This is a genomic window from Shewanella sp. KX20019, from assembly GCF_016757755.1.
Taxonomy (GTDB): domain Bacteria; phylum Pseudomonadota; class Gammaproteobacteria; order Enterobacterales; family Shewanellaceae; genus Shewanella.
Map to the genome: position 1 here is coordinate 4,824,639 of NZ_CP068437.1, position 16,166 is coordinate 4,840,804.

Annotated in this window: 15 protein-coding genes; 6 read left to right on the forward strand and 9 right to left on the reverse strand. The window is 43.6% G+C overall.

Annotation, left to right across the window (positions count from 1 at the left end; translation table 11 throughout):
• Positions 1-9 precede the first annotated feature (9 nt).
• Together glnL and glnG are read left to right on the forward strand one after the other, a co-directional pair.
• Positions 10-1,050 carry a nitrogen regulation protein NR(II) gene (gene glnL, locus JK628_RS20915; protein ID WP_202286834.1) on the forward strand — a complete coding sequence of 347 codons (1,041 nt, stop codon included), beginning with the start codon at positions 10-12 and terminating at the stop codon, positions 1,048-1,050.
• Between the two features lie 17 nt (positions 1,051-1,067).
• Positions 1,068-2,477: a nitrogen regulation protein NR(I) gene (gene glnG / locus JK628_RS20920; RefSeq protein WP_202286835.1), complete on the forward strand. Its 1,410-nt coding sequence runs from the start codon at positions 1,068-1,070 to the stop codon at positions 2,475-2,477.
• 105 nt (positions 2,478-2,582) lie between these two features.
• On the opposite strand, the gene JK628_RS20925 is transcribed toward glnG, so the two are convergent.
• From JK628_RS20925 to JK628_RS20940, 4 genes are all read right to left on the reverse strand, one after another.
• Positions 2,583-3,137 carry a porin family protein gene (locus tag JK628_RS20925; protein WP_202286836.1) on the reverse strand — a complete coding sequence of 185 codons (555 nt, stop codon included), beginning with the start codon at positions 3,135-3,137 and terminating at the stop codon, positions 2,583-2,585.
• Between the two features lie 240 nt (positions 3,138-3,377).
• Positions 3,378-3,932, reverse strand: coding sequence for a porin family protein (locus JK628_RS20930; RefSeq protein ID WP_202286837.1), 555 nt, complete (start codon positions 3,930-3,932; stop codon positions 3,378-3,380).
• A 173-nt stretch (positions 3,933-4,105) separates the two neighbouring features.
• A complete protein-coding gene (gene fieF, locus JK628_RS20935) occupies positions 4,106-4,975 on the reverse strand; it encodes a cation efflux pump FieF (protein WP_202286838.1) in 870 nt (289 codons plus the stop codon).
• Between the two features lie 106 nt (positions 4,976-5,081).
• Positions 5,082-5,564 carry a Spy/CpxP family protein refolding chaperone gene (locus tag JK628_RS20940; RefSeq protein WP_202286839.1) on the reverse strand — a complete coding sequence of 161 codons (483 nt, stop codon included), beginning with the start codon at positions 5,562-5,564 and terminating at the stop codon, positions 5,082-5,084.
• Positions 5,565-5,822: 258 nt separating this feature from the next.
• Here JK628_RS20940 and JK628_RS20945 point away from each other — a divergent pair, with 258 nt between their 5' ends.
• Positions 5,823-6,506, forward strand: coding sequence for a response regulator (locus tag JK628_RS20945; RefSeq protein WP_202286840.1), 684 nt, complete (start codon positions 5,823-5,825; stop codon positions 6,504-6,506).
• Positions 6,507-7,874 (forward strand): ATP-binding protein, encoded by a 1,368-nt coding sequence (locus tag JK628_RS20950; protein ID WP_202286841.1) that lies wholly within the window; start codon positions 6,507-6,509, stop codon positions 7,872-7,874.
• A gap of 152 nt (positions 7,875-8,026) precedes the next feature.
• Here the strand turns inward: JK628_RS20950 and JK628_RS20955 are convergent, their stop codons facing one another.
• Complete coding sequence (locus tag JK628_RS20955) at positions 8,027-8,674, reverse strand: TetR/AcrR family transcriptional regulator (RefSeq protein ID WP_202286842.1); 648 nt, start codon at positions 8,672-8,674, stop codon at positions 8,027-8,029.
• A 121-nt stretch (positions 8,675-8,795) separates the two neighbouring features.
• On the opposite strand from JK628_RS20955, the gene JK628_RS20960 reads away from it, so the two are divergent.
• The gene (locus tag JK628_RS20960) at positions 8,796-9,665 is read left to right on the forward strand and encodes a LysR family transcriptional regulator (protein WP_202286843.1); all 870 of its coding nucleotides are present in this window, start codon (positions 8,796-8,798) and stop codon (positions 9,663-9,665) included.
• A 181-nt stretch (positions 9,666-9,846) separates the two neighbouring features.
• Here the strand turns inward: JK628_RS20960 and JK628_RS20965 are convergent, their stop codons facing one another.
• The 4 genes from JK628_RS20965 to JK628_RS20980 all read right to left on the reverse strand — a co-directional run bounded on the left by JK628_RS20965 (position 9,847) and on the right by JK628_RS20980 (position 14,762).
• Positions 9,847-10,974 (reverse strand): hypothetical protein, encoded by a 1,128-nt coding sequence (locus tag JK628_RS20965; RefSeq protein ID WP_202286844.1) that lies wholly within the window; start codon positions 10,972-10,974, stop codon positions 9,847-9,849.
• A gap of 159 nt (positions 10,975-11,133) precedes the next feature.
• Positions 11,134-12,378: a hypothetical protein gene (locus tag JK628_RS20970; protein WP_202286845.1), complete on the reverse strand. Its 1,245-nt coding sequence runs from the start codon at positions 12,376-12,378 to the stop codon at positions 11,134-11,136.
• A gap of 481 nt (positions 12,379-12,859) precedes the next feature.
• Positions 12,860-13,213 carry a cytochrome c3 family protein gene (locus JK628_RS20975; protein ID WP_202286846.1) on the reverse strand — a complete coding sequence of 118 codons (354 nt, stop codon included), beginning with the start codon at positions 13,211-13,213 and terminating at the stop codon, positions 12,860-12,862.
• 28 nt (positions 13,214-13,241) lie between these two features.
• Positions 13,242-14,762: a flavocytochrome c gene (locus JK628_RS20980; protein WP_202286847.1), complete on the reverse strand. Its 1,521-nt coding sequence runs from the start codon at positions 14,760-14,762 to the stop codon at positions 13,242-13,244.
• A 460-nt stretch (positions 14,763-15,222) separates the two neighbouring features.
• Between JK628_RS20980 and JK628_RS20985 the strand changes: the two genes are divergently transcribed.
• Positions 15,223-16,155, forward strand: a complete 933-nt coding sequence (locus JK628_RS20985; protein ID WP_202286848.1) for a LysR family transcriptional regulator — start codon at positions 15,223-15,225, stop codon at positions 16,153-16,155.
• Positions 16,156-16,166: the final 11 nt, after the last annotated feature.

The following is a 16,166-nucleotide window of genomic DNA, read 5'->3' on the forward strand; positions in this document are numbered from 1 at the left end:
GAGTAGCAGATGGATACAGGTTTATTGCTCAATCATCTAGTGACAGCTGTGCTCGTTATCAATGACGAGCTAGAGCTGCTTTACACTAATGTCGCTACTGAGCAGCTTTTGGGCGTGAGTAATAACAAGCTCCTTGAACTGAGTCTGCCTGAACATTATCAGACATTGGCCGTTGATCTTCCGATGTTGCAATTAGCCATTAAAAATAACCAAGGCCTCACCGTCAATACTGTTTCACTGGTCACTCTTGACGGCCAACAGCACACTGTTGATGTGACGCTAACCCCTATAGAACAAGAGCACAGACAGGCCTTGTTAGAGCTACGACAAGTCGACCAACAAAGGCGTATCCACCAGCAATTAACCCAAGATGCGCAGCAGCAAGCAGCTCAATTCCTTGTCAGAAATCTCGCTCATGAAATAAAAAATCCACTAGGGGGATTAAGAGGTGCCGCGCAGCTGTTATCTCGGGAACTTGAAGAGCCAGAACTCAAAGAGTTTACCGACTTGATTATTGAACAAGCTGATCGCTTAAGAGGATTAGTTGACAGACTATTAGGCCCACAGAAGCCGACACAGCACAGTCTTTATAATATCCATGAAGTCATCCACAAGGTGTTGCAACTGGTTAATTTGACCCTGCCCGACAATGTCAGCTTGACCCAAGATTATGATCCATCGATCCCTGATATCGAAATGGATCCAGATCAACTACAACAGGCTGTACTCAATATTGTACAAAATGCAGTGCAGGCACTCGATGTTGCGGGCGGTAATATTAGTATAAAAACACGTACTCAGCATCAAGTGACAATTGGCACACAACGGCATAAATTAGTATTAATGCTATCAGTCATCGATAACGGACCCGGCATTAACCCCGACTTAATGGATACGCTCTTTTATCCGATGGTCACAGGACGTGAGCAAGGATCAGGCTTAGGGCTATCGATTGCCCATAATTTTGCTCGATTACATGGCGGTCGCATTGAGTGTGACTCCTCTGTAGGACGCACCGAATTCACCATTACTTTACCCATCATTAGCTAAATGAGGAAAACAACAACATGACTGAACAAGTATGGGTCCTCGATGACGATAGCTCTATTCGCTGGGTACTTGAAAAATCATTACAAGGCGCCAAGCTCAGCAGTGCAAGTTTTGCTGCAGCCGAGTCGTTGTGGGACGCTCTAGAAACTTCTGAGCCCAAAGTGATTGTGTCTGATATTCGCATGCCCGGCACTGATGGCTTAACGCTGCTAGAGCGTCTCCAAAACCATTATCCCCACATTCCCGTTATTATTATGACGGCTCACTCCGACCTTGATAGTGCGGTAAGTGCTTATCAAGCTGGAGCTTTTGAGTACTTGCCTAAACCCTTTGATATTGACGAAGCCATTTCACTCGTTGAACGCGCTATCACTCACGCCAACGAACAAAGCAATAGCAGTACGCCAGCAGAACCTGTCATCGCCACGCCTGAAATCATCGGTGAAGCACCGGCAATGCAAGAGGTGTTTAGAGCCATCGGCCGCTTATCTCGTTCGTCAATTAGCGTATTGATTAATGGTCAGTCAGGTACAGGTAAAGAGCTTGTCGCCAGCGCACTGCACAAACATAGCCCCCGAAAAGGTAAGTCATTTATTGCGATTAATATGGCTGCAATACCAAAGGACTTAATCGAGTCTGAGCTGTTTGGTCATGAGAAAGGTGCTTTTACCGGGGCGGGAAGTGTTCGCCAAGGCCGGTTTGAACAAGCAAATGGTGGCACGCTGTTTTTAGATGAAATTGGCGATATGCCTTTAGACGTGCAAACTCGCTTATTGCGCGTGTTAGCCGATGGTCAGTTTTATCGTGTCGGCGGCCACTCTCCGGTGCAAGTTGATGTGCGTATTATTGCCGCCACCCACCAAGACCTAGAACAACTGGTACGTAAAGGTGATTTTAGAGAGGATCTGTTTCATCGCTTAAATGTGATTAGAGTGCATCTGCCGCCATTATCGCAACGACGAGAAGACATTGCTCAGCTGGCACGCCACTTTTTGATCATCGCAGCAAAAGAGATCGATGTAGAGCCAAAAATATTGACGAAAGAAACAGCCAATAAACTTGCAACACTGCCCTGGCCCGGCAATGTTCGCCAGCTAGAGAACACCTGTCGCTGGTTAACCGTCATGGCCTCAGGACAGGAGATTTTGCCACAAGATCTGCCACCTGAACTAATAGAAGAAACCACAGCATCTCATAATGAACATACTGCGACTAACGACTGGGAAACGGCACTAAAACGGTGGATAGATCTGCGCCTAGCCGAGGGAGAAAGTGACTTACTTACTGAAGTCCAGCCCGCTTTCGAGCGCATTTTGCTGGAAACAGCCCTAAAGCATACCAATGGCCATAAGCAAGAAGCCGCTAAACGTTTGGGCTGGGGGCGCAACACCTTGACCCGTAAGCTAAAAGAGTTGGCAATGGAGTAATCTCATTAACAAATGCCCCCAAGTCCAAAGCTAGAAACTAAAAAGGATATCAAACGATATCCTTTTTTAGTTTCAATCTTGTACGGTAATAGCCGCAACTTTTGACTAGAACTGGTAATGTATTCCTAGAGTCACATTTGCGTACTCAGCATCAAAATCATCCAGATCATAATCATCCGTTTCAAGTGCAGCGGAGGTAAAATCATAGCCTAAACGAATGGTTAGTTTTTCGGTTAGCGCGGCATTAACGCCGGCACCAGCTATCACACCGATCCCAGAGAAATCCAACTCTTCAGACCCGCTCTCAAAAACCAATGCAGCAGACGCTAGACCGACTTTACCGTATACAGAAAACGTATCGTTTATCACCCATGTGAACTTGGGCGCAGCCGAAAATGAGCCAGCGTTGACACTAATACCATCCTCTTCGAGAAAGTCATTTGTGCCATATAGCGCAGCTTCTATGCCAAACCACTCATTGAAGTTGTAGCCGCCGTAGAGACCATAGCTTTGGCCTGATTCAGATAGATCTTCAATGTCAGCTGAAAAGGCGCCAATTTGACCGCCTACATATGCTCCAACGCGATCCGTCTCTGCAGAAGCAACACTTGAAGCCGTGAGTCCACAGACCATCATCGCCACAATAGCTATTCTATTCATGATTTAATCCCTTACCTCGTTTTTGAAGCTGGCAATCTATCACGAATCTCACCTTCGATATGTAATACCCTGTAATTATTAGTAATTTTCATATTGCCGGCAAAGGTAGCGGCTAAGGCTGGATATTCTATTTGGAAAAATAGCAGGCAAGCATATTAAGTAGAGGCAAAACCTGAACAACAAAAAAGGATATCAAACGATATCCTTTTGGTTGTTAACTCATAGCTTCAGTCATTGTGACTAGAACTGATAATGCATACCGAGCGTTACGTTTGACAAATCCATATCGATATCGCCGGCACCAAAATCGTCAGAATCAAGCGTAGCGGCGGTAAAGTCATACCCTAAACGAAGAGTTAATTTTTCAGTAAGTGCAGCATTAACACCAGCACCCACAGTTAAACCAAAACCAGAATAATCGATGTCTCTTATCGGGCTGTCAATCACCATAGCAACTGAAGCAACACCTACTTTACCGTATAACGAAAATGTATCGTTAATAACCCATGTAAACTTAGGTGTGACTGAAAATGAAGCAGCAAAAACATCAAAATAATCTTCATCAACGAAGTTATTGGTAACGTAAAGCGTACCTTCTAAGCCAAACCATTCATTGAAGTTATAGCCACCATAAGCACCATAGCTTTGGCCTGAATCACTTTCATTTTCAATATCAGCTGAAAATGCACCTATTTGGCCACCAACGTATGCGCCAACGCGATCCGTCTCTGCTGAAGCCATGTTGGAAGTTGCCAATCCTAATACTGCTAACGCAACAATTGATACTTTTTTCATGGTTATTCCCTTACATCGTTTTTAATGCGCAGGAATTTAGCACAGCAAAGATACGAATTGCGACAACTATGTGTAACCAATTATATTTATTACTTATTCAAAACTAACCAAGTACAGAGGGGTAACAATAAATACAAAAACCACCTTCTACATTTACTCGTTGACCATCATAATTACACAGGGTCTTGATGGATAATCACCTCTGCATCACTAAACTCATGCCGGATCCTAATAGATGTATCAACGGCTATGGTATGGGCTAGTTCCAAACTCAGCGAACCATCTAACTCTAGATGAAATTGAATAAACATAGTCTTACCAGACTCTCTTGTTCTTAGATCATGGATCCCCTTAACCTGCGGATCAGCAATGGCGATCTCGGTGATTTTAAGTCGGGTATCATCATCTAACTCTCGGTCTAACAAAGATTGTACTGACTTATACGCTAAGCCGATGGCTTGCTGACCAATGAAAAGTGCAATCAATACAGCAAACAAACCATCGGCCCACCACCATCCATATTGCGATAACACCAATGCCAATAACACTGCGGCATTCAAGAACAAGTCCGACTTATAGTGCAGCGCATCAGCCTCTACTATCGTGCTGGAGGTTGCCGCCAATGCTCTTTTCTGCAGCATAACCAAGGCAAAGGTAAGCACTATTGCAATAATAGAGACAATCACCCCAAGCGTGGCATGCTTCACCTCAACAGGATTGATGAGCCGCTCACCACCATGGAATAAAAGCAGAAATGCAGATCCGAGAATGAACGCTGACTGAGCAAGTGCAGCTAACGGCTCAGCTTTACCATGACCGTAGCGATGATCTTGATCGGCGGGTACGATGGCATAGCGGATAGCAATAAAATTGACGATAGATGCCAAAGCATCTGCAAAAGAGTCTGTTAAAGACGCCAGCATACTGGCTGAACCAGAATACATCCATGCGGCTAACTTTATAATGATAAGGGTTAAGGCTGTAGCAACCGCAGCGCGGCTAGCAAGCTTAACCCAAAAGTCATATTGGGAAGTGTCATTCATAAGATCTGTTTACGAGTCAATGTAAGGGAAGTCCAGACCTTAAGTTTATATTAAACGGAGGGAAAACTGATGACTCCCCTCATGTTTAATGTCTATTTTATGTAAATTATCTTTTGTGGTGTTTGTTCTTAGCAAAACGTTTCTTAAATTTTTCTTGCTGCTCTGGTGTCAGCAGTTGATAAACTTGGTTTTGCAGCTTCATCATATTGACTACTTTTTGCTGACGATCTTCCTGTTTAGCCGCTAATGCTTGCTTAACTTCAGTCTCATTGAAGGTGTCTGCAGTGATAAACTCGAGCATCTGAGTTTTTTGAGCTGCTCGCTCCTCTTGTGATGGACGATTTAGCTCCATCTCATCACGGTGCGAGCTCAATATCGCTTTTACTTGTGTTTTCTGTTCATCCGATAGATCTAATCCGCGAAACATCTTACGCATTTTATCATGATGTCCGCCGCGCTCACCTTTCATCTGATGATACGATGATTTTTCTTGCTCAATCTGCTCTTCAGCCATGCTAACAGCAGCTGTAAATACCGCAGTGCTAGCCACTATGGCCAGCAGACTTGCTTTCAAAGTATTCTTTTTCATATGGTAGCCTCTTCTCAGTTCGATTTAGCGTCATTACGCTAAGCAGTTTCAACGGTTACCAGTGTAGCCATTGCAATGTAAGTGAGGGTTTCTTTTGCGTAAAACTCTGTAAAGCAAACGCAGCAAACGTTAATAGCCACTTTGCTCTACTCACAGGAAACAGAGATGCCCCCCCTTTACATTGAATTACACTCCTAAACGGCAATTGACATCAAACAGGGTATACTGCTGATATTAAGTGTAAGAAAAAGGGTTAGCATGAGCCGTATACTGTTGATAGATGATGACTTAGGTCTTTCGGAATTACTAGCACAACTACTAGAACTAGAAGGGTTTGAGCTGACACTAGCCCATGACGGCCAAGCTGGACTCGATCTCGCATTACAGCACACTTTTGATCTTATTTTGCTCGATGTAATGCTGCCTAAACTCAATGGTTTTGAGGTATTACGTGCGTTACGTACCAAGAAACAAACTCCAGTGCTGATGCTAACAGCACGAGGCGATGAGATAGACAGAGTTGTCGGCCTAGAAATTGGCGCAGATGACTACCTCCCCAAGCCATTTAATGATCGCGAGTTAGTCGCGCGTATTCGCGCAATCATCAGACGAACTCATATACAAGCCAGTGATAATGTTCAAACGGTTCACTCCTTTGGCGATCTCAGTTTAGATCCAGCTCGTCAAGAAGTGCATTGCCAAGACCAACTTATCATTCTGACCGGTACTGAATTTAGTCTGCTGTTTGAATTAGTGCAAAATGCAGGTGAACTAGCCACTAAAGAGATACTTAGTGAGAAGGTCCTCGGCAAGAAGCTGATGCCATTTGACCGAAGTTTAGACATGCACCTATCTAACTTACGTAAAAAAATGCCCGAACGTAATGATGGTCGTCCACGCGTTAAAACCATTCGTGGCAAAGGTTATATCTGGTTACCCTAAATGTCATTGAGAAAAAACCCCAACAATATTTTTGTAAAATTGCTACTCGGTTTTTGGCTGTGTAGCTCTTTGATCATCGCCTTAATCGGCATGATGCCGCTACTACAGCAAAACCACGATCAAACAGAGCTCCCTCCTCATCTCGAGAACATGTTGTCAAAGCTGGCACAGAGAATCATTGATTCACCACAAGTACTGCAACCCGATAGTATGAAACGTTGGAGTCGCTTCAAAGAGAAAGATGGTCGCCCAGTGAGGCTCTATCTTGTCGATGAAAATTCAAATGTGCTCAATACCCGTAAACCTTCGCGAGCGCTGCGTCGGTTTATGCTGATGGCAGATGAAGCGGGTAAACCGATAAAACACCAATTTAGAGATGAGCTGTTATTTGGCCCTTATGAATTCAAAGTTAGGGGTAAGCAGTACGCTTTATATGGCCGCTTACCCGAACACCACCCTCGACCTTGGTTTTTATTTTTTATCGACAACAAAATAATCACCTTAAGCATTGCTATCTTATTGTCTGGACTACTTTGTGGATTATTTGCTTGGCATCTCGGCAAGCCACTACGCTCCCTTAAGCGCAGTGCCGACGCTTTAGCCAATGGCGATTTAAGCAGTCGTGTCGACAGTGCTACTGCCAAGCGTAATGATGAAATAGGACAACTTGCACTAGCGTTTAACGGCATGGCTGATTCTGTTGAAGATATGGTTAAAAGCCAGCAGCGGTTAATAAGTGATATATCTCATGAACTGAGAACACCACTAACTCGACTCAAACTGTCGCTAGCCCTTAGCCGTAAAAAAGGTCAAGAAACCCAGGAAACTCAACGAATCGAGTACGAAGCGGATCAGTTGGAACAGATGATTGCCGAGCTGCTAGAACTGTCACGAGTTAAGCTCAATGCCAGCGAGTCTAAGCGCAACTTAGAACTTGCGGAGGCCTTAAGCCAAGTGTTGGACGATGCTGATTTTGAGGCTCAGCAACAAAACAAACAACTACACATCGACATCGATGAATCAATACGGGTGCCACTTTACCCAAAACCACTGTCTAGAGCCGTTGAAAATTTACTGCGTAATGCGATTCGATATGCACAATCACAGATTATCATTCGGACTTCGGTTACTGACGAGTTAATCAAACTTGAAATTATCGATGACGGACCAGGGATCCCTGATGCTGGCGACTTAGAGGCTATATTTAAACCCTTCTATCGTCCGCAATCAGCAAGAGATAGAGAGTCTGGCGGCTGGGGATTAGGTTTAGCGATTGCTGAAGCGGCGGTGACAGCACATCAAGGTCAGATAGCAGCGGGAAATATCGAACCCCATGGACTCATTGTGACGATTAGCCTACCGCGTTAGCCGCAATTTGCGGCTTCAGTTTTCATGCCTAGGTGACTTGATTAGAAGCTTCGATTAAATGCCGACTTAGCGCAAGCATTTCTGCCGCAGTTTTCCCCAATGTATATCGTCCGGGCTGTGGCTCACCTTGATTATATTGCGACTGCCATTTTCTAAGCCGCGCTTGCCGTCACTTCTAATGACGCAAGCCAGTTCTTATAGTCGCTCAACTTGGGGATGCGCTTATCAGAATGGCCCATTAATTGTGACAATGCGTAACTAAACTGATGGTATAAATTAGCATCATTATAGTGCTTACTCGCATCGTCACAGTTGATCTGCGCGCCGCGTACATAGTTGGCCACCAGCTCTGATCTATTAAAGCCCTCAACAATACCAACTGCTTTGATTAACTGATGATTCCATTGAACATAGTCGCCATACGCTAGCTCGAAAGCACAACGATGCTCTTCAGTGGCTTGCTCAAGAAGTTCAGGGTTTGGCATGACTCTTGAGATAATAAAACGGTCATGTAAAAGGTCGTCACGAATTGACCAACAATGATGCATTAAAAAGCGTGTTAAACAGTCTTGATACAGGCTCTGGTCGATAACGGCTCGCTCCAAGCGCCTTCTAAAGTGCGCCGTAGCCACCGTTACCATTAAATCCGCTTCGCTTGGAAAATGATTGTAGATAGTGCCTTTAGAGATCTGACTCGCTTCAACCAAATGAGAACGGCGTAGATCAAAACTTTTATGGCCACGCAGGCACCGCTCCGCAACGTCAGTTAAGTAGCGTTCTCGCTGTTGCCAATTACTCATGTCGACCTCTTCACAGTTTTAACATCTCATCTATTTACAGTTCACAACCATAAGGTAGCAACCTATTAGTCTCATCGATATTGAGTAATACTGATAGCATCATGAATAAACTCAATAGCCCATGCTGAAAATAGAACTTTTGGAAAGCTTTATCGCGGTAGTTGAATGTGGAAATTTGTCTAAAGCAGCGGATAAATTGTGCCGTACACAGTCAACTATAAGCTTACAAATCAAGAAATTAGAAGAAAGTGTCGGCCAGCCGTTGTTATTGAGAGACAACAAAGGCGTCACTCTAACAGAGTCTGGAAAGACGCTACTTAACTACGCTTATAAAATGATGCAGCTCAGCTCTCAAGCGATTGATGAGCTAAAAGATTGTCAAAACCGTGAGGTAATGCGCCTTGGGGTACCAACGGATTACATCAACCGTTATCTCGGTAGCTGCTTGTTGGAGTTTATTCGTGAGTTTACCTGCATCGAGCTAGTGATTGATACAGACGTCAGCGGTAACCTTTATAAGCGGCTTCATAACGGTGAGTTCGATGTGATTGTTGCCACTCACTGGCAAGCTCCCGCAGCAGGTCATGGTGAACTGCTATTTGAACGTCGCTTTCACTGGGTAGCGGCAAAGGGCGGCAATGCCCACAAGCGCGATAGCATACCTATGGCACTCTACCCTGAAAACTGCCCTATTCGGGCCCAGGTCTTTGCCAACCACCAGATATCGATGCGTCCGATCAATGTCCTGCTTTCCACTCCCTCGCCCAATGCTTTGTGTATGGCGGTTGAGAACGATTTAGCGATAGCGCCAATCGCAGAGTTCCGTATCAACGACAAGATGGAAATTCTCGACCCGGTTAAGCACAACATTCCTCCTCTTCCTGTCTTCAATGAGTCTCTATACCTCAATCCTGATACACAAACTAAGGCAACCAATCAATTAATCACTTTGATTAAGGCCAATGTCGAAAATCTGGCGACATCACAATAGACGCAGATTTATCACCAAAATAACCCCAGCCTGTAACTTAGCTCTTAACAATTCAGCAAAGTGACACAAAAAACACCAACCACGTGTATGTGGTTGGTGTCGGCAACATAGCCAAAAGATCTTTATGAACAAACTACCGGGAGCTTTGGTAACCTATCCATACCTCTAACTTCCAAATCCTTTAGAAGTAGTAACCGAAGTTGATGTTAACTCGCTTATCCCAGTCATCGCCCATTTCAGGAAGACCGACATGGTCATTATTCGCCGTTGAGAAGGTAATGTTCTTACCCATGATAAAATCGATCATGGTATAAGTTGCACCGGCAGAGATGGCGACACCAGTTACGTTTTGCAGGCTGTCATCATAGCTGCTGTCAGCTACATCGGGGGTCATCAAGCCAAAGTCGTTATAGAACTTCAGGCTTCCCCAATCAGTTGTAACTGTTTTCGCGATATTCGCACTATAAGCCTGCCCTTTTGAGGCAATTTCATACTGCCAGCTCACTACTGATACACCAATCTTGTTGGCATCAGCACTGTCGGCAGCATCATACTCATACTGCATAGCTTGTAACTGCAGGTTCCAGCCATTGAAGCTGCTATCGAGGTGTGCCGCTACGGCATAACGATCGCCGGTATTACCTGTTTTGCTGTTGTAGATCTGCCCAGCTTCGACCGAACCACCGAATGTGGTTGAACCACCTTCATGTTCCATGGTGTAGGTCTGGCGCAGGTTTAACTGGTTAGTCTCTTCATTATTGTACTCGGTGCCATTGATAGTGCCGGTGTAGAGATCGGTGGCATAACGTTTATTTTCACTTGCACCGTATTCGGCATTCTTATAGAACGCCATATCGGTATGCCAGCCATTTTTCTCATAAACTGCCTTTACACCAATATCATGATCGTCCTCGAAACCAAGGTAGTAAGGAATACCGAACCAGAAGCTATTAGATATAAACCCTGGGTTACCAAATGGCACCTTGTTAATACCAAACTGAAGCTGCCAATCTGTATTCAGTTCATAATAGCCATAACCATACTTAATATAATCAGTACCGGAGGTGAATCGATACTCTGCAGACAGTCCCCAATCACCAGTTTTACCATTAAACTTAATAGCAGCCATGTCGAATGTTAAGTCGCCGCCTTTATCTTTTGAACTTTCACTATAATCTTTATAAGCGTAGTTTACACGTACTGCTCCACCGATATTAATACCATCTTCAGCCTGAGCTAAAGTCGAAACTCCAGATAGTGCAATAGTACTCGCAACCATAGACAGCAGAAACTTACTCATTTTCATCATTATCACCATTTATATTATTTTGTTTTTATTTTCAGCCAAGCACTTAAACTGAACATACACACCGAACTATATTTAAAATTTCAATCCCGGCTTACTACGCACATATATTTTGGTCGTAATAAACCGGAATATTAATGTGGAATAATCAAAGTTTGATTATTACCATTTTACTTTAGTCAGATCACACTGAATAACTTCACCGCGGTTTGCAGGGGTACCAGGTTTTTTAGCCGACTCACAAAGCAATGTTGTGCCATAGTCATTACGTTTATCATGTGCATTACTTCTTGCCCAGACAGACACAATTGCACGCTCTTCCGGTTTAGCTTCACAGCTGCCATCTACATCAAACGCATGAATGGTATTCTGATGGAAGTACAACAGAGGATCTTGCTCTGCACTCCCCGCTTGCCACATAGAGGCTTCGTTGGCCTGGCTGGCATCGAACTGCACCCGGCGCATCTTATTATCTTCTTTTACCGTCTTAACCAACGGAGAGTCTTCTCTTACCGCAAAGCTCTTGAATTGCTTGGCACATGCCGGCTTACGCATGTTGTAGTAGATCTCTGAGATGGCGTGGTTGTGGTATGGATACAGGGTATCGACAGATTGCACCGTCATTCCCACTTCTGCACCGACCTTTTCGCCGTTAATTTCATCGATGCGCAACAAGCCCCAATGGCCAAATATTTCGGCGTAAGCGTAACCACCACGAATGTTGTTGAAGTTTTTATCGTTACGCTTGCTCTCTTCACCATACATAGGGAACCAACCGGCAGCCGCCCATAAGTTTGGCAGTGCATTTGCACTCACATCATATGGAAAAGAGGATGGCATTTTCACCTCGTTGCCTGTGACCATCTTGGCGAAGTTTTTAGTGAACTTCTGCCCTATCTTTCTGACCTCTTTATTGGTCACTTTAGTATTAAAAAACTCTTCGAACGATGTACGCTTAGCCCACTGTGCTACCGGAGAGTTTTTCTCTAGTTCGCCACCAGGGCTGTAGATCCAGCTAACATCTCTTCGGGCACCAAAACATTGCTTGGCTTTTTCAGGGTTATTGATCACCTGGTGGATATTTTTCACCATGATCTTCATGTCACGGCGATCCATGATGCACATTTTCTTACCACCTTGGGTGGAGTCAAATAGCGCCTCATCTGAGTTAATACAGTTGCTCTCTTCACCATTTGTTAATGCATGAGCATAGGCTTTTAAGTAAGTTAGTGTCTCATCCCATAGAATATCTACATACTTCTGATCTGCTTTTGAATAGTTTGGCACTTCACCCAAGCACACAAATTCAGCATCTTTAATATCATTGCTATCGAGAAAACTTGGAGTCTCTACTGCATAAGCACTATTAGCCAATGCTAAGCTTAAAAAAATCACACTTTTTTTCATAATAGTTCCATCACCATATCGTATTATATTAAGAGTAATCTCTTATTTATTTAATTAACTTTTATATTTAACTATGAAGATCTTCTTGCACTACAATTTAAAACTTTAAAGATATATTATTACAACATTAAATTTAAAACTGAACTTACATCTCAAACTAACACAGCAACTCAAATTAACTTCACAATATTGAATTGGCTTCACACTTTTAATTTCTTTTGCAATTCGCTTAATCATTATTTCGTCAGCAATACATTTAACTAGCTAACATTTGAATTTATTTAAACTTTAAAAAACCGCCTCCCCTAATAACATTAAGGAAGGGGGCCATAGAAAACTAATAAGAAATGGATTTTATCTTTGCAGGGATATTTATTCCTTAATAGTAAACATGAATAACATTTGAGATAAATCAAATACCAACCGTAAAAAGATGGGATATTTACGGTTGGTTTAAACTAATTACAACTAAACGTAATTATTACTCTTTATGCTTGTCGAACTTGAAGGTATGACAGTTGTTGCACATTGGTTTCTTAGGCTGATGCTCGCCATGACATTCCTGGCACGGGAGCTCTTTGCCGTAATGAAGGTTGTTATGTGGGTTTTGCCACTGCTCCTCTTCGCTACGGGCTGTTTGCTCGGCTAAGTCATCAATATCATGGCACTGTAAACAAGCCTGATCCGACGGGAACTGCTTAATACCATTGTCATGACAGGTTTTACAGTCTTTTCCAATCACTTCCTTATGGTATTCACGTTGCTCAACCGCTTGAGCTGATAGCGTCAATAGGCAACCGAATGTTAGCGCCAATACGGCTTTTAATTTAATCATCACTCATTCCTTCTATTATCTGGCAAAATTAGGCTTTCATAACACTGCGTGCAGCTGTCATACCCATCACCATGCATTCAGGAATTGAGCAACTACCTAACCGGCTCACACCATGAACACCACCGCATACTTCACCCGCTGCATACAGGCCTTTAATTGACTGACCAGTGAAGCTGTCTTTCACTTCAGCCTTAGTATTGATCTGCACACCACCTTGGCAGTAGTGAACTTTTGGCCATAAACGAACCACGGTAAATGGCGCTTCGATGAACTTGTCTTTGGCCTTAGTCATGTTCTTGCCAAACTGCTTATCATCACCAGATTTTACATATTCGTTGTACTCTGTAATCTGAGCTTTCAGTGGCTTAAGTGGTACTTCAAAATGCTTAGCCAACTCTTCAATTGTGTCGAACTTCCAACCTACGTTGTACTTAATTACTTTTTTAGTGTTCGGATGCTTCTTAGAATCCTTGTAGCTAGTGATCAAGATAGGAGGTAGCGCTTCACCTTTCTCATCACGACAAGCCAGCTCTGCGTCAGCACGAGTCTTTCGGTCGGCTATTTCGTTCATGAAGCGCTTACCCGTTAAACGGTTCACGGCCATTGAATGAGGGAAATTGTAGATAGAGTAGTTAGACACATAACCAAACCCACCTTCATCAGGTGATGCCCATGGGCCAGACTGGATGTGAGCTAAATGTACAGGAATTGCCCCTAAGCGGAACATCTCATACATACCTTCGCCCGTTGCACCTGGTGCATTAGTACAGCCCACTTCAGAAGTTAGGGTAGGATCCTGTGCCATGCGTAAATCAACATTCTGTGCAAAGCCACCCGTAGCCATAATCACGCCACGTTTTGCACGAATATTAGTAACTTCACCAGGTTGTTCTTCGCCAAAGTGGTAATTTTCACGCATTTTAACGCCAACAACCTCGCCCTTCTCACTCACTAAGAAGCCTTCAAACTTCGTACGATTATGAGTATGAACGCCGAGTTTTCGACACTCTTTAAGTAAGGGCTGAGTAATACCAGCACCACAACTTACAGTTGTTTGGTAAGTACGAGCAACAGAATGACCACCTAATTGTTGTAGATATGGATGGAATTCAGAGCCAGCGTCCATTGTCATTTGCAGTGCTTCAACGGCATGCTCTGCGACGTGACGTAATAAAGCTTCATCAGCAATACCACGACCCGCTTTCATCTGATCATTTACCATTCTATCTACAGAGTCTTGTACGCCTTCTTGCTTTTGCATCGGCGTCACAGGCGCTGCAAACAAGCCACCGTTGATGGCTGAGTTTCCACCAAAGTAAGACATCTTCTCGAAGATATGCACATCTTTTGCGCCTTTACGCGTGGCTTCAATTGCCGCCGCTAAGCCTGCAAAACCTGAACCTATAATCAGGACTTCTACTTCTTTGTCCCATTTAACACCGTCCGCTTTTTCAGAAATGGCCATTGCTGGCGCAGCCATTGCAACACCCGCAGCAGCTCCCATTCCTTTAATGAAATTGCGGCGTCCTAGCAGATCTTTATTACTCATCTGTCATCACCCTATTTGATTTATTAGACGCAGTAATAATATGACTGGAACCAGTTCCAAAACGGGAGTTAAGCGGATGTTTATTTAAAACAATATGACAACATGCAGGAATTCAAGCATAGATCCAATGTTTAAGATTTTTACTACTTCTGGAGTATTTTGGAATGAGTTCCAAATAATGCGCAGCCACTAATTATCAACGAATAAAGCCAATGTAGTTCTGGCTTTAGACGCATTTACTTGCATTATACTGTCGATCATAAATCACAACTATATGGAAGCCTCGATGACTATTTGGAGAAACTAGCTGAAGTTACTTTATTGTAAAAAGTATCTACTTCTGCACACTATTAATTAAAATAGTGTCGGAAGGAGATAGAACATTATCGAGCAAGGAGCTTCTATGGCATGATTGCGTTCATACTTTTGAAGAAACAGCTCAAGGCAGGCAAAGAATATAATGGAATTAGAAGAGATCTACCGCCAAGACCTAAGCCTGTTAATCGCCCTGCAAATCTTGGTTGAAGAGCGCAGTGTTACACAAGCAGCTAAGCGATTACACTTAAGCCAATCAGCTACAAGCCGTATTCTTGCACGCCTTAGAGATATGCTCGATGACCCGCTATTCTCCCGCGTTGGCCAACATCTTGTTCCAACCCAGTTTGCACTTGATTGCTATCAGCAGCTGCAACAACCCACAGGGCAGCTCATTAGCTTATTAACCCCAAAGGCATTTATTCCACTTGAGTGTGAGCAACAGTTTTCTATTGCTGTAACTGATTATGCCATGCAAGCTTTAGTGCCCTTTATTCTGCCAAACATTTATCAGCAAGCTCCCAATATTAAAATTGAAATATTACCGGTGCAACATAGGGAATTGCAGGCACAACTGAGTGTGAAGGGAGCAGATATGGCGATTTGTCGTGCGATAAGTCAATGCGGACAACTGCAACATACCTTATTGGGTAAAGTCGGTGTCAGCTGTTTATTGTCACCAAACCATCCACTGGCAGATAGCGATATCACTCTCGATGATTACCTGCATTATCCCCACGCAACCATTGCAATAAGTGATGGTGTTAAAGCCTTGCTCGACGATGCCATAAGCCAGTACCCAGCACGTACAGAATTGCTGAGGACACCTCATCTCGATACCGCCTTAGCTTTACAATCAATTAACCCACTAATCATTACGCTACCTGAAGGCATGGCAGAACTAGCAGCCCAACGGCACAGGCTCAAGGTCAAACCACTTCCTTTTAAGCTCCCTAGTTTGGATTACAACTTATTCTGGCATTCTCGTAGTGAACAGGATAAAGCGCAGCAATGGCTGCGTAACGAGATTACCTCTGCAACTCAAAGCTTGTTAAGCCAGTCTCCACAGAACTGCTAAACAATATAGCT